Annotated in this window: 17 protein-coding genes; 5 read left to right on the top strand and 12 right to left on the bottom strand. The window is 66.7% G+C overall.

Translation table 11 applies throughout. The annotated features are described in order from the left end of the window. Nucleotides 1–32: 32 nt before the first annotated feature. Nucleotides 33–995: an SRPBCC family protein gene (locus AC1DIP_RS04775; RefSeq protein ID WP_477733031.1), complete on the bottom strand. Its 963-nt coding sequence runs from the start codon at nt 993–995 to the stop codon at nt 33–35. Between the two features lie 128 nt (nt 996–1123). Further along, a complete protein-coding gene (locus AC1DIP_RS04770; RefSeq protein WP_477733030.1) occupies nt 1124–3766 on the bottom strand; it encodes an exo-rhamnogalacturonan lyase family protein in 2643 nt (880 codons plus the stop codon). A gap of 278 nt (nt 3767–4044) precedes the next feature. Between AC1DIP_RS04770 and AC1DIP_RS04765 the strand changes: the two genes are divergently transcribed. Next, nucleotides 4045–4656, top strand: a complete 612-nt coding sequence (locus AC1DIP_RS04765) for an NADPH-dependent FMN reductase (protein ID WP_477733029.1) — start codon at nt 4045–4047, stop codon at nt 4654–4656. Between the two features lie 102 nt (nt 4657–4758). Here AC1DIP_RS04765 and AC1DIP_RS04760 read toward each other — a convergent pair whose 3' ends face one another. Further along, the gene (locus AC1DIP_RS04760; protein WP_476207438.1) at nt 4759–5235 is read right to left on the bottom strand and encodes an ATP-binding protein; all 477 of its coding nucleotides are present in this window, start codon (nt 5233–5235) and stop codon (nt 4759–4761) included. Nucleotides 5236–5494: 259 nt separating this feature from the next. On the opposite strand from AC1DIP_RS04760, the gene AC1DIP_RS04755 reads away from it, so the two are divergent. From AC1DIP_RS04755 to AC1DIP_RS04745, 3 genes are all read left to right on the top strand, one after another. Then, nucleotides 5495–6226 (top strand): FadR/GntR family transcriptional regulator, encoded by a 732-nt coding sequence (locus tag AC1DIP_RS04755; protein ID WP_477733028.1) that lies wholly within the window; start codon nt 5495–5497, stop codon nt 6224–6226. A gap of 118 nt (nt 6227–6344) precedes the next feature. Continuing rightward, complete coding sequence (locus AC1DIP_RS04750) at nt 6345–7112, top strand: glucosamine-6-phosphate deaminase (RefSeq protein WP_477733027.1); 768 nt, start codon at nt 6345–6347, stop codon at nt 7110–7112. A 202-nt stretch (nt 7113–7314) separates the two neighbouring features. Beyond that, on the top strand, nt 7315–7839 hold the full coding sequence (locus tag AC1DIP_RS04745; RefSeq protein ID WP_477733026.1) for a YbhB/YbcL family Raf kinase inhibitor-like protein: 525 nt from the start codon (nt 7315–7317) through the stop codon (nt 7837–7839). Between the two features lie 33 nt (nt 7840–7872). Here the strand turns inward: AC1DIP_RS04745 and AC1DIP_RS04740 are convergent, their stop codons facing one another. The 8 genes from AC1DIP_RS04740 to AC1DIP_RS04705 are packed head-to-tail and all read right to left on the bottom strand — an operon-like array spanning nt 7873 to nt 17295. Then, entirely contained in the window at nt 7873–9081 is a 1209-nt protein-coding gene (locus tag AC1DIP_RS04740; protein ID WP_477733025.1) for an N-acetylglucosamine-6-phosphate deacetylase, read from the bottom strand. Continuing rightward, the gene (locus AC1DIP_RS04735) at nt 9078–9761 is read right to left on the bottom strand and encodes an N-acetylmannosamine-6-phosphate 2-epimerase (RefSeq protein WP_477733024.1); all 684 of its coding nucleotides are present in this window, start codon (nt 9759–9761) and stop codon (nt 9078–9080) included. The genes AC1DIP_RS04740 and AC1DIP_RS04735 overlap by 4 nt, the downstream gene beginning before the upstream one ends. A 54-nt stretch (nt 9762–9815) precedes the next feature. Next, a complete protein-coding gene (locus AC1DIP_RS04730) occupies nt 9816–10763 on the bottom strand; it encodes an ROK family protein (protein ID WP_477733023.1) in 948 nt (315 codons plus the stop codon). An 8-nt stretch (nt 10764–10771) separates the two neighbouring features. Then, complete coding sequence (locus AC1DIP_RS04725; protein WP_476207428.1) at nt 10772–11689, bottom strand: dihydrodipicolinate synthase family protein; 918 nt, start codon at nt 11687–11689, stop codon at nt 10772–10774. 42 nt (nt 11690–11731) lie between these two features. Then, entirely contained in the window at nt 11732–12538 is an 807-nt protein-coding gene (locus tag AC1DIP_RS04720) for an ATP-binding cassette domain-containing protein (RefSeq protein WP_477733022.1), read from the bottom strand. Further along, entirely contained in the window at nt 12535–14673 is a 2139-nt protein-coding gene (locus AC1DIP_RS04715; RefSeq protein WP_477733021.1) for a dipeptide/oligopeptide/nickel ABC transporter permease/ATP-binding protein, read from the bottom strand. The genes AC1DIP_RS04720 and AC1DIP_RS04715 overlap by 4 nt, the downstream gene beginning before the upstream one ends. Nucleotides 14674–14676: 3 nt before the next feature. Continuing rightward, nucleotides 14677–15633: an ABC transporter permease subunit gene (locus AC1DIP_RS04710; RefSeq protein WP_476207424.1), complete on the bottom strand. Its 957-nt coding sequence runs from the start codon at nt 15631–15633 to the stop codon at nt 14677–14679. A gap of 21 nt (nt 15634–15654) precedes the next feature. Further along, entirely contained in the window at nt 15655–17295 is a 1641-nt protein-coding gene (locus tag AC1DIP_RS04705; RefSeq protein WP_477733020.1) for an ABC transporter substrate-binding protein, read from the bottom strand. Between the two features lie 147 nt (nt 17296–17442). On the opposite strand from AC1DIP_RS04705, the gene AC1DIP_RS04700 reads away from it, so the two are divergent. Continuing rightward, a complete protein-coding gene (locus AC1DIP_RS04700; protein ID WP_477733019.1) occupies nt 17443–18348 on the top strand; it encodes a DUF4862 family protein in 906 nt (301 codons plus the stop codon). On the opposite strand, the gene AC1DIP_RS04695 is transcribed toward AC1DIP_RS04700, so the two are convergent. Beyond that, complete coding sequence (locus tag AC1DIP_RS04695; protein WP_477733018.1) at nt 18305–20011, bottom strand: sialidase family protein; 1707 nt, start codon at nt 20009–20011, stop codon at nt 18305–18307. The two genes, AC1DIP_RS04700 and AC1DIP_RS04695, sit on opposite strands and share 44 nt — an antisense overlap. Between the last annotated feature and the right edge of the window lie 63 nt (nt 20012–20074).

Here is a 20074-nt window from a genome sequence, read left to right as displayed (position 1 = left end):
GCGGGCGGCGCTTGCATTTGGGTGGGTGCGGGTCAGTGGCCGCCGAGGTTGCCACCCACCGGAGGCAGCCCGCCCTCGGCACCGCGGTCGTCCTCGCGCCGTTCGCCGGCGCTGAGGTTCTCGCCGGCAGCCGTCTCGTCGGACTCGCCGGTGGTGTCCACCAGTCCATTGGTCTGGTCAAAGGCGTGCCCGATCCTGTCATCACCCAGGTCGGCGACGGAACCGGAGGAGCCCGCAGCCGCCGTCGTTCCTGCTGCGGTGGTGCCGGAGATGCCCGCGTCCGCTGCCCCTGCGGTTGCACCCGTGGTGAGGGGCTCTGCGGGAACAACCGGTTCTGCCGGAACCACGGGAGTCGTCTCGGTGACCGCCACGTCGCGGGTCTCCGTCTTGTCCTTGTTGCCGCTGGCTGCCATCGCCGCTGCTGCGCCGGCAGCCGCTGCAATGCCGACGCCGGCGGCAACCTTGCCGGAAACGCCGGCTTTGCCGGAATCGCCGCGGGTAGCGCCTGCGTGTTCAACACCGGGCGTGCCTACAGCGGTGCCGGCGTTGACGGAACCGCGCCACGCACCGCTGGCATAACCCTCGTCTTCGATGAATGCCTTGAACTTCTGCAGGTCGGATTCGGCCTGCCGGTCAACGACATTCAGTTTGTCGCCCACCTTCTCGACGATGCCTTCGGGCTCGTATTCGAGGGTCAGCCTTAGGGAGGTCTGGCCGCCTCCGACATCCTCGAAGTCCACGGCGCCGGCGTTCGTCGCGCCTTCGGTGGCCGCCCAGGCCACACGCCGGTCCGGGACCTGCTCCAGGATCCTGGCTTCCCATTGCCTGCGGACGCCGCCGATCTCGGCCACCCACTCCAGCCGGTCGTCACTGAGCTGCGTAACGCTCTTGACGCCGCCCATGAAGTGCGGGAACTCCTCGAACTGGGTCCACTGGTTGTATGCGGTGCTCACCGGTACGTTCACCAGAATGCGTTTTTCCACCTTCGTGCTCATAACGTCTCCTTCGCTTTCTTACCGGGGGCTGACGACCAGGAAAAATCATCAGCATGCTTACCAACATACCTTTTGGTCGCATCGGATTCCAGAGCTGGATGAGTTGGGCTGCAGCCGGCGGGCTGTCGTCAATGCAGGTGTGTGCCCACCAGCGCCAGGTTCTGGATGACGGCAAGCCCGAACTGCGCAGTGTCATTGGTGGACACGGTGGGCGCTTCATCAACCGGCAGCAGGACGAAGGGGGGCTCGATTTTCCGCAGCGAGAACGCCGCCCCGTGGTTCAGGTGCTCGCCGCCCTCGGCAAAGCGTTCCCACGCCCGGGCTGCCAGGCCGGCATCCTGCAACCGTGCGGCAGCGTAGGCGGTAAGGCGGCTGTGCGCCTGGGTGAGGTAGACGCCTTCCAGTGCTTGGCCCACGGCTTCCACCTGTTCCTCTTTGCCGGCAAGGAACAGCCGGCAGTACTGCAGCCAGGCGCGTTCAAACTCCGGATCATCCACCAGGTCCACCAGTTCACTGCAGATCTCCACCAGCCCGAACACCGCGCTGAGGTGGGACACCGAGATCTGCTCCCGGCCTGTGTCGAACCTGCCCTTGTCCAGGTCGTACAGCGCTTCTCCGGTGAGGAACCCGTACTTGAGCGCACCGATGTCCGCCATGGTGCCCAGCAGCCGGTCGCGGGAGCGCGGGTTGCCGGTGCGCTCCCAGTCCGTGAGCCACGTTGCCGCGAGCGAGCCCCAGTCTGTCCCGAGCCCCACACCCAGGGCGCCGCGGTTCGGCCGGTAGGTGGCGGCATCGGGACGGACCTTCCGGACCGGATCCAGGCCCAGGAAGTTCTGGTCGCTGTCCACGAGTTCGGACAGCAGGTCGCCGGTGCGCTCGTCCGCCGTCAGGTAATAGTAAAAGCGGCGGTAGGCCGGCGTGCTGATGCGCAGTTGCTTGGCGCTGCAGCCCCAGTGCTGCACGTTGTGCCGGGAACCCAGGCCTTTCCACGGGCCCAGGTGGTAGACGTCCACCTCGCCGGTGTGCCGGGTCATGGCCTCTGCGAACCGGAAGATGTCCGCCCGGCCGGAGCGCAGGTAGGAGTACCACAGCCAGAGGTCCGGGGAGAGCTCCGAGTTGTCCCACGCGTAGCCGCCGACGTCGTACCGCCAGACGTGCCGGTCGAAGTCGTAGGTGTGCATGACGTCGCCGTAGTTCCAGAATCCGTACCAGCGCCGCTGTTCCACCTGCCCGGCGTAGAAATCGAAAAGGAAGTCCAGCCGGTCCTCGAGGTGCGCGCGGGCCGGGGTGCTCCGGTCCACCGGGGCCCAGTCGCCGAAGATCCCGACGGAGTGCAGGTATTCCGGGGTGGCCTGCAGCAGGGCGGGGGTGGAGGCGGCCGCCGCGTCCGCGGAAAGGCTGTCGGTTGACGGCGTGGACTCATACGCGAACAGCGTCAACTCATGGGTGCGGGCAATGCCGGTGGGGTTTCCGAAACCCGGCTCGTAGTCCTCATAGGTGATTTCCAGGCCCTCGAGTTGCTCCTCGAACGTCTCCTGGCCCATGCCGTCGTGGTAGAACCGCAGGTCCATGGGCTGGGCTTCGGGAGAGAACAGCCATGCCGTCAGGGAGGGTTCGCGGCCGGCCGCTCCCCGGATGTCCAGCTGGCTCGGGTGGGACTGCCAGAAGTCCTTGATCCCCACTCCCAGGCCGCCGCGGGTATCGCTTAGCGAGCAGAATCCGGCGGCGCGGGTACCGCCGGAAGTACCCACCCAGCCATGGCCCGCGGCGGTGCGCTTGCGGAGCTCAAAGCCATCGGCGCTGAGCTGGCTGAGCGTGTAGTCACCCCAGGCCGGGATCAGGTGCAGGCGGCTGGAAACCTCGGGATTCCACGTCTCCGCCGGGGGAGTGGCGCGTCCCGCGACCTGGGCGCCGCGCACGTCAGCGCCCGGGTCCCGGCGGAGCCCGGTGAGGCCGCGGACCGCCTCGGTGAGGAAACCGCCGTCCGCCCCCGCGATGCGGATGTGCCTGTTGTGCAGCTCGGCCTCCAGCGGCACCGTGAACCGCATGCCGAGTCCGGCCAGGAAGTCCCGCTCTGCGTCGCCGTCCCAGATAAAGGAATGCACCATGCGCACGCTGCGGGCGTTGGCGTGGAAGTAGAAGCGCACTACGAAGGGCAGCCAGCTGCGACCTTGGCCTCCGGCGCCGTCCTGGCGGTGCCGCCCCTCAAGCCGCACCACGGCGCGGACAGGTCCGCTTTGTTCAAGGACGACGGCGGTGACCTCGCCGGTGAAGGCATCGCGGCTGGCGGTCCCGGCGCCTTCGGCCACGCCGTCCTGCCGGAGGCTGACCAGCCGGGCGTCCCGGGCAACAGGTTCACCATTGCGGGAGAGGCTGCGGAACAGTGACGAGCCGGCGCGGTCAATCACCATCTGCAGTGCGCCCGTGTCCACGGTGAGGGCGTCGGCACTTTCGGTGACGGTAACTGGGCGGCTGTCCGACGGCGGCTGGCTGGCTGCGGTGCCTGTACCGGCGTCGGACATCACATGGTAGGTGGCGGACGGCGAGGCCGTCGCAGGGAGTGCGACGCCGGCCCACTTCAGGGACCCGTCAGGCCAGGTGGCCAGTGGCCACGCCTGGCTGGCCAGGCGTGCGCCCGAGGCATCCGTCACTGCCAGCGCCTCTGTTCCTTTGACCGAGCCGCGGGGGAACGGCATGCCCCACGTGGTTCCGCCGCTGATTTCCCTGGGGGCCTGTCCGTCGATCCACCTGATAAGGGCGTTGTCCGTCATGTCATCCAATTCCGCTGGTCATGTCAGTGCGCAGAAGTCCCGGGATTGAACCGGGAAAGCGCTTTCTTGAATGGTTTCAAACCTACTGCGCAGGATGGGGTGGTGCAAGAGGTGGCCGGAAATTTGCCGGGAGGTGTGGTGTGGCCGGGGCGCCCCGCATGTGCTGGACTGAATGAAGCAGTGAGCGCCAACCGCCGCTCCCGCCCGGTGCGGGGCCGGCACCATTTCCAGCCACACTCAGCCAGCCGGGACGGACCGGCTGTTGGAAAGGATCACTGATGGCAACGTACAAGATCGGATATTTCGTAGGCAGCCTGGCGAGCGGTTCCATCAACCGGGTCCTGGCCAAAGCCTTGATCAAGCTCGCGCCCGGCGAGTTGGAATTCTCCGAGATCCCCATCAAAGACCTCCCGCTGTACAGCTATGACTACGACGCCGACTTTCCGCCCGAGGGCCGCGCCCTCAAGGAAGCCATCGAGGCTGCCGACGGAATCCTCTTCGTCTCGCCCGAGTACAACCGCTCCATTCCCGGCGCCCTGAAGAACGCCATCGACTGGGGTTCCCGCCCCTGGGGCACCAACTCCTTTGCGCGCAAGCCCACGGGCATCATCGGCGCTTCGCCGGGCAGCATCGGCACGGCCGTGATGCAGTCCTCCATGCGCAGCGTCCTGAGCTTCCTCGACGCCCCGCAGCTGAATTCCCCGGAGGCCTACATCAGCTACAAGCCTGATGTTTTTGGCGCTGACGGCGAGGTCAAGGATGAAGCGACCGCGAAGTTCCTGGGCCACTTCATGGACGAATATGCGGCATTCGTGGCAAGGGTCCTCGCTGCCAACGCGCCGGGCCACATCGGCGACCTGGAGCCGGATGCGGAAAAACTCTCCCGCTAAGTCCCCGGCCCTGCACGTACGGAGGCCCGCCGTCCCAACAACGGCGGGCCTCCGGGTCTATGGGCAGGCCGTCCTTCGCGCCTGCGGGTTGGAACCTCCGGGTCAGTCCAGCGGCAACGTCACCGTCACGCTGGTTCCCATCCCGGGTGAGGCGCTGATGTCCACTGCGCCGCCGGCCTCCTGCACGGCCACGGCCATCAGCCGCAGGCCATAGCCGTGGTGCCGGCCGCATGTGGCGAGGCTGCTGTCAAAGCCCGTGCCGTCGTCGGACACCACCAGCCTGATGCCATGGTCAACGGCCGCCAGTTGAATGGTCAACGAGTGCGCCGCGGAGTATTTGAAGGCGTTGCTGAGGACTTCGCGGGCGGACTGGTACAGGAGGGAGGCGGAGCCTGCCGGGATCTCGATGCCCCAATGCGGGGTATCCCAGTGGACCACGGTTCCGCGCTGCCGCAGGGGTGCCGTCAGCCGGTCAATGCAACCGGCGAGCCCCAGCGTGTGGAAGTCGATGGGCTGCTGGTCGGTCAGCACACCTCCCACGGTTGTGACGTCGGTGTCCAGTGCTGCTCTGATTCCCATGACTTCCTGCTCCCCACAAGCTGGTTGGTCTCTTGGCTCCAGCGTGGACCTGCAACGTCTAGGGATGGCAAGGTTTGCCTCAAGATCGCATCAATTCTGCGCGGTGGGGAGGACGCTGTCCGAATGCCCGTCGGGCGGGGAAGGGCCAACGGCCCACCCCCGGAAGATTCGTTACGGAATACCGGATGAAGGACGTCCCATCTCCTGTACACTGAACCCAGACGAGAGGCCGCCGCCAGGCGCGGTCGAAGGAGATGACGTGACAGTAGCATCAGCAGCGGTGCCCCCCGCAAGATTCAGCGCGCAAATCCGCTCCCATGCCCTCCAGAACAGAATCATGGAGCTTATCCTTGAGCGCGGGCTGGACGTCGGGGACGCCCTCCCTACAGAGAGCGAGCTGTCCAGCGAGCTCGGTGTGGGGCGAAACACCGTCCGGGAGTCCCTCAAGGTCCTTCAGGCCCTGGGCGTCATCGAAATCCGCCATGGCTTTGGCATGTTTGTTGCCCCGAACAATTTCAGCGCCCTGGTGTCGGGACTGACATTCCGCGGCCGGTTGTCACTTCGGCACAAGGGCGAAGAAGCTATGGAGCTGATCGATGTACGCCAGGCGCTCGAGTCCGGCCTGATCGGCTCCGCCATCGATCTGCTCACGGAAGAGCACCTGTCCGATCTCCGGGAAACCATGGAAGCGATGCAGGAGGCTGCACAGAGGGGTGAGCCCCTGGCTGAGCATGACGCGGAATTCCACCGCAAGCTCTACGCGCCGCTGAACAATGAACTCCTTATCAACCTCATGGACGTGTTCTGGCAGGTATACCGGCAGATCCATGAAGCCCTGGGCCATGGACCAGTCAACCTGGAAGAGCAGGCCCGGATGCATTGGGACATCTACGAATCGGTTGCCAGCCGGGACAAAGCACTCGCTGCCGAGCGGCTCCAGCGCCACTTTGACGGTATCCGCCAAAAGCTCAAGGACGTGGCATCCGCCTAGCGGCCACGAGAGCAGGCCTTTAGGCCACCACCAGTACATCCCGGAAGGGCGGTCCCGGACCGGCCTGGCCGCTGCATGCCCTGTGGCAGCCCAAGAACCCCCAGAAAGAGGCCCAGCCTTGGAAATCTTCGTCGTCCCTGATGCCGCCGCCAGTGGCGCGGTAGCCGCGGGAATCATTGCCGCCGTCGTCCGCAGCAAGCCGGATGCGGTCCTCGGAGTTGCCACGGGAGGTTCCCCGCTCCCTGTCTATGCAGCCCTCGCCGGCCACAGGCTCGATCTGTCGGGCGTGAAGGCGTTTGCCCTTGACGAATACGTGGGGTTGCCGGCCGGGCATCCCGAAAGCTACGGCGAGGTTGTCCGGCGTGAGGTCACCGAACGCCTGGGCCTGGCCCCGGAGCACGTTCGGGTGCCTGCCGGCGGTGCAGAGGACCCTGAGCAGGCAGCGGTCGAGTACGACGCTGCGATCCAGGCTGCCGGCGGCATCGACCTGCAGCTGCTGGGTATCGGCCATAACGGACACATTGCCTTCAACGAACCGGGGTCAGCGCTCGACTCCCGTACCCGTGTCGAGACGTTGGCACCGCGCACCCGCGAGGCCAACGCCCGCTACTTCGCTTCCCCGTCGGACGTCCCTGAGCGGTGCATCACCCAGGGGCTGGGGACCATCATGGAAGCCAGGCACCTTCTCCTGGTGGTCCACGGACAGGACAAGGCAGAAATCCTGGCCGCGGCCCTGGGCGGCCCTGTCACCGCTGAATGCCCGGCGTCAGTCCTGCAGCGCCATCCACACGTCACCGTGGTGGCAGACGAAGCAGCAGCCTCGCGGCTCACGCCCTGGGAGGGCGGTACCACGGTTCGGGTGGCGGGCTCCGCCATGAGCGTCTGACGTCCGGTTTGGGCTGCCGCCCTGGGAACCGCGTGCAGCAGCACCGTGCCGCGGCCGCCATGGGTGTTGGGGTGAACCGGTTTCCGCTTGGATACCTCGGGCTTATCCACCGAAACCGGCGTTAGAGTGTGCACCAGGAAACCTTTTTCCACCGTGTTTGCCGGCAATTCGAATCCCGTTGTTTAGGAAAGGTACCAAAGAGATGTCACACGACCCGTACGCCGCCCTTCCCCAGCTTCCCGAGTTCTCCTTGAGCAGCACAGACATCCAGGACGGGCAGCCGTTTCCTGTTGCCCAGGCGAGCGGGAAGATGGGAATCGACGGCGGAGAAGACAGGTCTCCACAACTGACCTGGGAGGGTTTCCCGCCGGAGACAAAGAGTTTTGCTGTGACGGTTCTGGACCCGGACGCTCCCACTGGCAGTGGGTTTTGGCATTGGGCAGCCTTCAACCTGCCTGCGTCCACCACTTCGCTTCCGTCGGGCGCCGCCGAGGACGGTCTGCCCAAGCCGGCGGTGCAACTGACGAACGATGCCGGTTTCCGGGGTTTCGTCGGCGCGGCTCCGCCTGAAGGGCACGGCCCCCACCACTACCACGTCGTGGTCCACGCAGTGGATGTGGAGGAACTCGACATCCCGGCCGATGCAAGCCCTGCCTACCTCGGCTTCCAGCTTTTCAGCCATGCAATCGGACGGGCCAGGCTCACCGCCACATTCGAGATCAAATAGAACGAACGCCGCCGCAATTTCCTGGAAGCCTGACTACGGCGCCAGGACTTTTCCGTGACGGACAACCAGTGCGGGATTGAGGCCGGCATCGAGGACTACGACGTCGGCGCGCAGCCCGGTGCGGAGGCTGCCCACTTCATTTGACAGTCCGAGGATCTGGGCGGGCACGGCGGTGGCGGACAAGACAGCCGTTGCAGCGTCCACGCCCGCGGCAATGGTCCGGCGCACTACGTCCAGCAAAGTTGCGGTCCCGCCGGCCAGGGAGCCGTTGCTGCGAAGGCGCGCCTCGCCGCCAATGACCCGGACGGCGGCGGGTCCGAGGTCGTAGTCGCCGTCCGGCAGCCCGGTGGCGGCCATGGAATCGGTCACCAGGACCACGTTCCCTGCGCCCACCAGTGCGAACACCATGCGGACAGTCTCCGGGTCCAGGTGCACCGAATCCGCCACCAACTCCACCGCCACTGTGCCGGCTGCGGCAAGGCGGAGGCACGCCGCAGCCGGGCCGGGGCTCCGGTGGTGCAGCGGAGGCATGCCGTTGAACAGATGCGTGACCGTGGGCCGTGTGCCAGCGCTGCCGCCGGCAGCCATCACCCCTGCTGCGAGGGCCAGCGAGTCCGCCGTCGTTCCCGCATCCGCGTCCGTGTGCCCCAGAGACGGAACAACGCCGTGCGCCACCAGGGCCTGCACAAGGTCGGCTGCCCCAGCCAGTTCCGGGGCATACGTCATGGTGCGCAGGTGCCCGCCGGCCGCCGCGACCAGTTCCTCGAGCAACCTGAGGCTGGGCTCAAGCAGGAAGCGGGGGTCCTGGGCACCGCAACGGGCGTGAGACAGGAAAGGGCCTTCCGCGTGAATCCCGGCGATGATGCCCTCCTCGGCCAGGCCGCGCAGCGTTGCCGCGCCCTGCAGCAGGTCCTCCCGGGAAGCCGTGACCAGGCTTGCCAGCAGCGTGGTGGTGCCGCTGCGGTGCAGGAATTCGACGGCGGCACGGGCGGCTGCGGCATCACCGCCCGGGAAGTCCCCGCCGGCCGCGCCGTGGCAGTGCAGGTCGACCAAGCCGGGCAGGATCAGGCTCCCCGGCGGCAGTTCACGCTCGCGCAACGAAGGCAGCGCCGCGGTGTCCATGCCGGCCCGCGGCCCCGCGTACGCGATCCGTCCCCCAACCACCGCGACGGCGCCGTCCCGCACCGTGGTGCCGTCCGTCAGGAGGGTGCCCGTGAGCAGCAGCGCGTCAGGATCCGTCATGCCAGTGCGTCCACAAACCAGCCGGTAAGGGTGGCCGGGTGCGTGATGGCGGTGCCGACCACCACGGCGAAGGCACCGGCGTCGAGGGCCTGGCGGGCCTGGGCAGGGGTGTGGATCCGGCCCTCGGCAATCAGGGGAACACCAAACCCGGCTGCCGCAATCTCTGACAGCAGGTCCAAGTCCGGCCCGGAGGTCTTGGGGCGCTCGCCGCTGTAGCCGGCGAGGGTAGTGCCCACCAGGTCCGCGCCGGCCTCCACCGCCGCAGCAGCATCCTGGAGCGAGCCGCAGTCGGCCATCACCAGGGCATGCGATTGGGCGTGGATTCCCGCCACGGTTTGCGCCAGGGAAAGTCCGTCCGGGCGCTCGCGCCGCGTCCCGTCTATCGCCACTACATGGGCCCCGGCGTTGGCCAGTGCCAGGGCGTGCCGGAGCGTTGGGGTGATGAAGACGCCGCCGTGCCCGTCCTTCCAGAGCCCGATGACCGGCACTTCCACCCCCGCCCGGGTGTGCTGGACATCGGCCAGGCCTTGCACCCGGACAGCCGCCGCGCCGCCAACCACGGCCGAGGCCGCCACCTGCGCTGTGGTCCGGGGATCGCGCATCGGCTCACCCGGATACGCCTGGCAGGACACAATGAGCCGACCGCGGAGGGATTCGAGGGCTTCGGGGGACAGGAGCATAGCGGGTTCCTCTGGAGGTTTGGCGCCGGTTGGGCGAGTACGTGTGAGGACGTTTCAGGCAGGCGGAAGGAGGCTAAGCCGTGCCGCGCCCACCAGTGCGGCTGCGTTGCCGAGTGTAGCCGGAAGGACGGGGAGTCCCGTAAGGGCGGGCAGGAGTTCGGCGCGGAGGGCCCGTTCCATCGGCCGCCACCACGGGGCGCCGGCGTCGGAAAGTCCGCCCGTGACCACGACCACCTCGGGGTCCAGGATGTTGGCCAGGCCGCCCATGGCCTGCCCGGCAGCCCCGGCGCCGATGCCTACGGCCCGGATGGCGGCGGCATCGCTTCGGCCGGCCAGGGCGAAGACGGCCCGGGCGTCCGTGACGGGTTGCGCGCCGCCCAGCCGAAGGTACGTTTCGCGGATGGCGGGCCCCGAGGCAACGGCCTCGACGTGCCCGGCTCCGCCGCAGACGCAGGGGATGGCGGTGCCCTCGTGGAACGCGTAGGGCGAGGCGAAATGACCCACGTGTCCTCCCGCATGGCGATGCCCCAACACCGGGCGTCCGCCGAGCACGAAACTGCCGCCTACGCCCGTGCCGAAGGCCACCAGGAGTGAGCTTGCGGCACCGGCTGCGGCGCCGGCCCACGCCTCGCCAAGTGCGTGGGCGTGGACGTCGTTCACCGCCAGGACGGACGACGCCGGCAGGCCCAGCCGCGTGGCGAGGCCCGCCGTGAGTCCCGTCCCGGCCCAGCCGCGGATGGCGTCGGTGGCGGACACCACCACACCGTGCCTGGCATCAATGACCCCGGCGGAACCGACGCCCACGCGCTCAACGGCGATCCCGTCGTCGGCCGCCTTCTTGATCAGTCCGGCGACAAGTTTGGCCGTGGCGTCGAGAATGGCCTCGCCGCCGTCGCGGTTCAGTGTGGGAACAGTGTCCGAAAAGAGCACCTCGCCGTTGGCCGAAACCACGCCGGCAGCGGTCTTGGTACCCCCAAGGTCAACACCAACGGCATACTTCATCGGGACGCCTAGACCAGGCCGTTGCGTTCCAGGATGACCTTGATCGCCATCGTCTCTTCCTCGTTGAGGGACAGCATGGGTGCGCTCATGGTGTTGGACTCGATGATGCCCATGATCTGCAGGGCGGTCTTGAATGCGCCCAGGCCGGCTGCCCCGCCGGAAACACGTCCGTTGGGGGTGTAGACGATCTCGAAGAGGTCTGCCAGGCGGTCCTGTTCGGCCGCAGCCTTGGCCCAGTCCCCGGCTTCGGCGGCATCCACCAGCTTGCGGTAGCCAGCGGGGTCAACGTTGCCCAGACCAGGGACTACGCCCTGCGCGCCGCCCAGGAGCGCACCGTCCACCACTACCTCGTGGCCGGTGAAGATGTCGAAATTGTCGATGTCCCGGGCCGCGAGCAGGAGTTGGCGGAAGGAAACATCGTCACCGGAGGAGTCTTTGACGCCTGCAATGACGCCGTCCCGGCCCAGCCGAACCAGAAGGTCGGTGGGGAGCTTGTAGTGGGTGCGGACCGGCACGTCGTAGGCGAAGACCGGAACGTCGACCGCAGCGTGGATGCTGCGGAAGTGGGTCTCGGTCTCATCGGCGTTGCCGATTGCGTAGTACATGGAAGTGGCCACGATGGCGTCCGCCCCGAGCCCGATGACCCGTTTTGCCTCTTCGATAACGCGGTTCGTGGTCTGCTCGTTGGCACCCACGATCAGGGGCACAGCCCCGGCGTTGGCGTCGGCAATGGTGCTGACCACCTGGGCACGTTCGGCGTCGGTCATGTATGGAACCTCGCCGGAGGACCCCAGCACGAAGAGGCCGGACACGCCGCCGTCGAGCAGGTGCTTGGTGAGGTTCTGCAGCGAGGCGGTGTCAATGCTGCCGTCTGCGTGGCGGGGGGTGACGACAGGCGGGATGACGCCCGAGAACTGGGAAGACAAGGAGAACTCCAATAACTGGTTGGGAAAGAGGGGATGGGTGGTCTAGGTATGCAGCAGGCTGGGAGCCGCGCCGAGGAGCTTGCGGGTGTAGTCGTTGGTGGGGTTGTCGAACACTTGGGCTGCGGGTCCTTCCTCCACGATTTCGCCGAAATACATGACACAGATCCGGTCGGAGACATAGCGGACCGTCTGGATGTCGTGGGAGATAAACACCATGCCCAGGTTCAGCTGGGTCTTCAGGTCCGAGAGCAGGTTCAGGACCTGCGCCCGGACGGACACGTCCAGGGCCGACGTCGGCTCGTCCGCGACGATAATGTCCGGGTCCAGGGCCAGGGCCCTGGCGATGGCGACGCGCTGGCGCTGGCCACCGGACACTTGCGACGGCGTGACTTCTGCCGCGGAACCGGGCAGCCCCACCAGCGCCAGCAGTTCCTTGACCTTGGCGGCACGGGTGGCGGCGTTGCCGATGCCGTGCACCTGGAGCGGGTCCGTGAGGATGTCCTGGATCGTCATGCGCGGGTTCAGTGCCGTGGCGGGGTCCTGGAACACCACGGACACGGACCGGCCGAATTCTTTGCGCATGGCGGCGTTCCGCTTGATGGCGGGTTTGCCGTGGAAAAGGACCTGCCCGGATGTGGGCGCCTGCAGGCCCACCAGCACGGAGGCGAGGGTGGACTTGCCGCAGCCGGATTCACCCACGATGCCCACGGTTTCACCGCGGCTGATGGTGAAGTCCACGCCGTTGACGGCCTTGACCACGTTGGGGCGGAAGAGGCCCCCGGTGCGGGCGCGGTGGTGGACCTTGACGTCCTTGAGCTCAATGACGGGCTGTCCGGTGGATGCGCTCACTTGGCGTCCTCCTTGCGGTGGCTGGCCCAGACGTGGTCAGCATCCCTGCCGTTGGCCGAGGCCACGGCGGTGAGGACCAGCTGCTGGTTGGGGTCTGCGTCGCTGCGCAGGGAACGCGGCGCGAACCTGTCCCCGGGAGCGAAATCGTTGGGGGAGGGGACCGTGCCGGGGATCTGGTGCAAGCGGGCGGCGTCTGCCTCGATGGAGAGCACGGCGCCCAGCAGGCCACGGGTGTATTCGTGTTTCGGGTTCCGCAGCAGCTCGGAAGCCTGGGCGGATTCCACCACCTGGCCGGCGTACATGACGGTGATCCGGTGGGCCAGCGAAGCCACCAGGGCGAGGTCGTGGCTGACGAACACCATGGCAAAGCCCAGCTGCTCCCGCAGGTCGTTGAGCAGGTCCACCACCTGCTTCTGGACGGTGACATCCAGGGCAGTGGTGGGTTCATCTGCCACCACGATCCGTGGCGAGCGGGACAATGCCATGGCGATCAGGACGCGCTGGCGCTGCCCGCCGGAGAGCTCATGCGGGTAGCTGGCAAGGGTCCGTACCGGATCCAGCTTGACCATTTCCAGCAGCTCGGCGGGGGTCTTGCGCCCGCCGCGCCGGGTCAGCTGCATCATCTGGTCCTTGATCTTCATGGACGGGTTCAGCGAACTGAGCGCGTCCTGGTACACCATGGCGATCTGCTCGCCGCGCAGGCCCTGGTAGGCCTTGGTGTTGCTGTGGCTGGTGTCCGGATCCAGCAGTTCCCTGCCGTCAAATTTGATGGAACCGGTGATCCGCGCGGTTTTGGGCAGCAGGCCCATGACGGCCAGGGAGGTGATGGACTTGCCGCAGCCCGATTCGCCCACCAGGCCCATGGTTTCGCCCTCGCGGACGGTGAAGGAAACGTTGTCCACGATGGCCGTCTCACCGAACCGGCCCGGGAAACGGATGGACAGGTCCTTCACCTCCAGCACCGTCCGGGCGTCCGCGGGGACCTGCGGGAGGCGGTCCGTGCGCGTGGCCTCGACGGCGGCGAGCAGTTCCAGCTCGCGGTCCAGCAGGGCGTGTGGGTTGGCCGCGGCCGTCCTGACGTCCGTGAGTATTGCTGAGGTGTCCTGCCGGCCCTCGGTGGGGGTTGTTCCGGAAGCCGGCAGGACGCCGTCGAGTTCGTGCTGTTCCACGACTGACGGCTGGGCAACCGAGGTGGCCACTTCCGTGTCCACCGCGGAGCCGGTGACCGCGGCGCCGGCCACCGAAGCGGCAGCACCGTCGTCGTCCTTCACCGCCGGCGCGCGCCGCAGCCGGGGATTGACCATGGCGTCGGTGAGTCCCTCAGCGAGGATGTTCAGCGCCAGGACGGTGAGGAGAATGGTGAGGCCGGCGAAGGTGGTGGCCCACCAGCCGCCGGACAAAACAAGGTTGCGGCCGTAGGAGATCACGTTGCCCCACGACGGCGCGGGGTCCTGGACGCCGGCACCAAGGAAGGACAGCGATGCTTCCAGGATGATGGCGTCGGCCACCATCACCGTGGCAAACACCAGGACCGGGGCCGCGGTGTTGCGTACGATGTGCTTGACCAGGATGTAGAACCGGCCGGCTCCGATGACCCGTTCGGCACGGACGTAGTCCTCGCCGTACTGGGACAGCACGTTGGCGCGGACCACCCGGGCGAGCTGCGGGGTGTAAATGATGGCGATTGCAATGATGATGGTGGGCACAGAGTTGCCGAAGGCCGCCAGCAGCACCGCGGCCAGGGCGATGCCGGGGAATGCCATCAGGATGTCCATGAGGCGCATGAGCAGTTCGTTGACGGCCTTGCTGGAGGTGGCCGCAAGTGACCCCAGGAGGGCGCCCGCCAGGACTGCCAGGCCCACGGCGCCGAGGCCGATCATCAGCGATGACTGCGATCCGTAGAGCAGGCGGGAGAAGATGTCGCGGCCCAGCCGGTCGGTGCCAAAGAAGTGCTCGGCGCCCGGGGGAGTGGCCGGCATGAAGGTTTCCAGCGGGTCGTGCGGTGCCAGGACCGGGGCGAAGACGGCGGCGAGGGCGATCACCACCAGGAAGGCGAGGGCCAGCCGGGAGCCCCAAGGCAGGGCCTTGAGGCGGAGGCCGGGGGCGCTCAGACGTTCAGCGAGTTTGCTGCGCATGGGTCACACGGTCCTGATTCGGGGGTTGATGAGCAGGTAGAGCAGGTCCACGGCGATGTTCACCAGGACGAAGGTGACGGAGATGGTCAGGACCACGCCCTGCACCAGGTTGACGTCCAGGTTGGTGATGCCGTTGAGGATCAGCTGCCCCATGCCGGGCAGGGCAAAGATCATTTCAATCACGACGGCGCCGCCCAGCAGGTAGCCGATCCGCAGTCCCAGCACGGTCACCGGAGTCACCAGTGCGTTCCGGAGCACGTTTTTGGAGACGACTTCGCGGTACGGCACGCCGTTGCCGATGGCCGTACGGACGTAATCCCGGTCCAGTTCCTCCACCATGGAGGTGCGGACCACCCGGATGAGGGACGCCGAGACGGGGATCCCGAGGGCCAGGGCGGGCAGTGCCATGGAGTTCAGCCACCCCCCGAAGCCGGACTCCGGGGTGGCGATGCCGCCGGACGGGAACATCGGTGCCGGACCCAGTGCAAACCACTGGATCAGCAGGATGCCCAGCCAAAATGACGGCGTCGCCACCGCGGCGATGGAGAAGACACGGACCAGCTGGTCCTGCCATTTGTCCCGGTACAAGGCGCCGATGATGCCGAACACCAGGGAAACCACAACGGCGATGATGACGCCCAGGAAGGTCAGCTGCAGCGTCAGGGGGAACGCCGAACCGATCATGCTCGCCACGGATTTGGCCGGGGGCGTGGTGACGCCCAGGTCAAACTGCAGGAGCTTTCCCAGGAACCGCACATACTGCAGCAGCAGCGGATCGTTAAGGCCGTTCGCCTGACGGTACTGTTCCTTGGCTTCCTCGCTGGCGCCCTCGCCCAGGGCACTGCTTGCCTGGTCTCCGGGGGCCGCCTGCAGGACCAGGAACACCAACAGGGTGATGCCCAGGACCATCAACGGCAGGGCTGCGAGCCTTCGGCCCAGCAGTCGCAATATGGTGCTCAATGTAGTCTCCGGTGGGTAGGGCTAGGCAGTGCGGCCCACACCAACGAAGGACACTCCGGTGGTGGGCAGGGGCTTGAAGCCGCTCAGTTTCTTTGCATCCCAGGCGCTGGGAAGCTGGCGGTGGAAGAGCGGGTACAGCGGGACCTCTTCGGACACCAGGTCCACGATCTCGCCGGTCAGTTTCCTGGCATCTTCCTTGCTGGCCTGGCCTGCCTTGGACATCAGGTCAACCAGCTGGGCGCGCTCCGGGGTTCCGCCCCAGAAGGCGCGGTTCTTCATCCAGGTGTCGCCGGCGTAGAACCAGCTCAGCAGCAGGTCCGCGTCATTGCCGAAGACCGAGGGATCCCCCGGCGCGGCAACAACGGTGTAGTCGCCCTTGGCTACGCGGTCCGTGTACAAAGCGCCGGACTGCAGGTTCTTGAGTGTGACTTTGACGCCGGGGATCTTGTTCCACGATTCCAGCATCAGGGGTGCCACGTCCTTGACCCACGCAGTATCCGTGGTGAGCAGTTCGAATTCCAGGCTGCTGACGCCGGCTTCCTTGAGGAGGTCCGCCGCCTTCTGGGCGTCATAGCCGTACACGTTCTTGGCCTTGACGTAGTCCGGGTGGCCTTCCTGGAAGTAGGAGCTGGCCGGCTTGGCGTTTCCAAACAGTGCCTTCTTGATGATGGAGTCCTTGTCCAGGCCGTAGTGCAGGGCCTGGCGGACTTTCTTGTTGTTGAAGGGTGCGGCGTTGCAGTTGAACATCATGAACAGGAGGCCGAAGGACTGCACGGACTCGACGGTCGCTGCGGACTTCAGGCCCTGCATGTCCAGGTAGGGGACGTCCTCAATGGCCTGGACACGGCCTGACTGCATGGCGGTCACCCGTGCGGCCGCGTCCGAGAGCAGCAACCAGGTCATGCCCTTTGCAAGCGCCGGCATGGGGCCGGTGTAGGCCTGGTTGGCCTCGAAGACGATCTTGTCGTCTTTGACTGCGGAGATCAGCTTGTAGGGTCCGGTGCCCACGGGCTTGGCGTCGAAGGACTTCAGCTGGTCCGAGCCCACCGGGAAGTTGGTCAGCGCCTTGGGGACTACCTTCACCACGGAGATGCGCGGGCCGAAGCCGGGGAAGGCGTACTTCAGGGTGAACTCCACGGTCTTGGCATCGAGCGCCTTGACCTCCTGGATGAACGGGATGAACTGCGAGAACAGCGACTTGTTGGCCGGGTCCATGACCCGGGTGAAGGAGAACACCACGTCCTCGGCGGTAACGGGGGAGCCGTCGTGGAACACCGCGCCGTCCCTGATGGCCACCTGGTAAGTAGTGGCATTGACCATCTTGGGATCGGAAGCCGCGAGGGCGTTGTAGGGCTCCCGCGTAGCCGGGTGCAGCTCGATCAGGCCCTCAAAGATGTGCAGGTTCGCGGCCATGGGGGTTGCGCCGGAGGAGGAGATGGGGTCGAAGCCGGTGGAGAGGGCGTAGGAGATGCCAGCCTCGATGGTGAGGTCCTTGTTGATCGGCGCCGTGTTCTCAGCTGACCCCGTGGTGGTCGCGGCAGGTCCCCCGCAGGCAGCCAGGGAGCTGGCGAAGGCTGCGGCCAGGCCCATGGCCCCGCCGAGCTTCAGGAAGTTCCGGCGACTGGCGTCATTGACCAGTGGCAGGTTCTTGATGTTGTTCATATGCCTCACCGTTCAGAAGGATGTTTATCGGATGTAGGATGTCCTAGCTCGTAAGAAAAACTGTAAGTCCCATCACAGGCAACGTCAAGTGGACTTCCCAGCGCCCGTGGCCGGGGGTTGCCGCTTGGCAATGCAATTGGAGGTTCCATGTCCCTGATCGTCGGTGCCTATGCTGCCCACCCTGATGGGTTGCAGCAGCAGTTCTACCAAGCGCTCGCCGGAGTACCTTCCGTCCGAGGACTGGAACTTCCCTATGGGCCGTACGGCGGAGCCGGCTGGCCCGCCGGTGCGCCGCACCATTGGTCCGCGGTGGTGACCTCCATTCCCGGAACCATGCAGCGCCTTCAGGGGAATCCAGCCTTCGGCCTTGGCTCCCGGGACGCCTCCGCCCGGCGGGAAACGCTCGACCATGCGGCAGGCCTCAGGAAGTTTGTGCTGCGACTTCAGGATGACGGGCATGTGGTGGAGGGCGTTGAGCTGCATTCCGCCCCGACCGGCAGCGCCTCGGCCTGGTGGTTCGAGGAATCGCTCAAGGAAGTCCTCAGCTGGGACTGGGGACCCGTGCGGGTGCTTATCGAGCACTGCGATGCACCGCGCGAGGGTGTCCGGCCGGAAAAAGGGTTCCTGGCTTTTGCTGACGAAGTGGACGTCGCTGTTTCCTTGAAGGCCCAAGGCTGGGGCCGTGTGGGGATGGTCGTCAACTGGGGCCGGTCGGTCATTGAATCCGGCATGCCTGAGACGGCGGCAGGGCACCTGTCCCTGGCCCGCGAGGCAGGGGTTCTGGCCGGGCTGGTCTTCTCCGGGTGTTCCCCGGAGAAGACGGAATTTGGTTATCCCTGGATCGATGCCCACCTCCCGCCCGTGGAAGTCGAAGGGGCTCCGTCCAGCTCCCTGCTGACCCGTGCGGAAATTAATCGGTGCAACGAGGCCGCAGGCAACCTGCCCATGCGTGGGTTTAAGATCGGCCTGCCCCGCCACGGGCTCTCTGTCGAGGAAAGGGTGGAGCGGCTCAGGCAGATGTGCGCCCTGGTCGAAGGGAACCTTCCAGGCTGACACGGCCGGTGCTGATATCGAACCGGAACGTCCTGCGTCGCCGTACCGGCGAACCGGCACACATCCCTTCAACCAAAAACTCGAGTTCCAAGGTGTCCCGCCCGGCATCCTCTGCCGTCACTGTGTAGGAGGGCGTGAAATAGAGCGCTTCCCGGCCCGGCGGCAGGTCGGTTGCGGGAAAATCCCGGGCCCCGGGCCCGGCGAGACGGACCTGCGTGACCGTTGTGCCGCCGTCGTTCCTTGCCCTTCCCGTGAAGGCGAGGATGTCCCCGGCTTTGTAGCCGGGAATGATGGGGCCGTAGTTGAGGTCCTGCGCCTCGCGGGTGCCCAAAATCTGGGTTTGCCCGGCGGAGTAGCCCTGGCCGATCTCCTTGGACGCCGGGCCCCAGTCGCCGCCGTCGGCCGCCATGGCGTGGAAATCACCGGCGTGCTGCCACACTGCCGGGAGGCCGGGTGTGATGGACCGGAGCTCCATGTCGAAGGTGAGGCCACGGTCCACTTCCTTGCTGCCGGGCAGGGTCTGGGGCGCTGGAAGCTGGTCCGTCAGCTGGCCGGGTGGGATCGAGGCGAACACAATCTCCCGGTAGCCCTGGCGCTCGTACAGGACGCCGATGTTGCCGTCAGGCAGCCGGGCGGCAGTGGAGTAGGCGGAACTGCCCGCGCAGAGGACCAGCCCGGCGCGCCACGTCCCGCCGTTGTCCGTGGAGAGGCTGAGGACCGTGTTCCGCCGGAGGGCGGGGTCCTGGTTGTTGGTGGCCAGGAGCCACCGGTCCGTCGCGGGGGTGGCCAGGCCCTTCACCGCCGGCAGACCGTCGAAGCGGGCTAGCGAGCCGTTATCACTCGGGTCCGGAAGGTCCATGACCGGAACCAGGCCGCTCCAGCTCTGCCCGCCGTCGCTGGACGTGGCAGCCAGCCGCCGTGGCGTGGCTCGGCTGTGCAGCAGCAGGCGTCCGTCATCCAGGGCGGTTACCTTGTTTTCGTTCGGTGCGGCGTCATGGGTTCCTGCGCCGATGAACTCCCCGAACCTCCAGGTGTCCCCGTGGTCGTCGCTGCAGGCCGAGGCTGCCATGATCGCTCCGCCGCGCAGGACTACAAACTGCTGCACCAGCCGGCCCCGGAACGGCCCCGAATGGACCTGGATTCCCTGCCCTGCCGCGGCGAACATGCCGGTGATGTCCTGGCCTGCGGTCGAACTGGCTTTGAGCTCGGACGTAAGGCGCCGGTGCTGCCAGGTGGCACCGTCGTCGTCAGACCAGCTGAGGTCGCAGTGCTGGACGTCATCGTCGCCATGGTCCATTCCCGTGGTCGATTCGAAGAACCCGGCGCGTGTTCCGGCGGCGTGGAACAGGAAGACCCGCCCCGTCTCGGCATCGACCAGCAGGCTGGGGTCGCCGAAACCCTCCAGGCCGGTGCCCCGGCGCACTACTTCCTGTGCACTCCACGTCGCGCCGTTGTCGGTGCTGCGGCGGAGCAGCAGATCGATGGGGCTGGGCAGGTCGTCCAGGTTCGGCCTGCCATCGTAGGCGGCCAGCAGCGTCCCGTTAGTGGTGACGGCGAGCGCAGGAATGCGGTACTGGCGGTATCCGCCATGGCCGCGGGTGGCGAGGGCACGCTCCACTGCCGGCGTGGCAATGGGCCATTCAGGAGAAAGGTAGGACGTCACATGTTTAGTCTAGCTTTCCGGATCGCGCCACCCTATGGTGGTAGGACGTCGTATGTAGCAAGA

It is taken from the genome of Pseudarthrobacter sp. 05T312 (genome assembly GCF_056396685.1).
The sequence above is the reverse complement of the archived record's forward strand: the minus strand, read 5'-3'. Positions and strand labels throughout refer to the sequence as shown.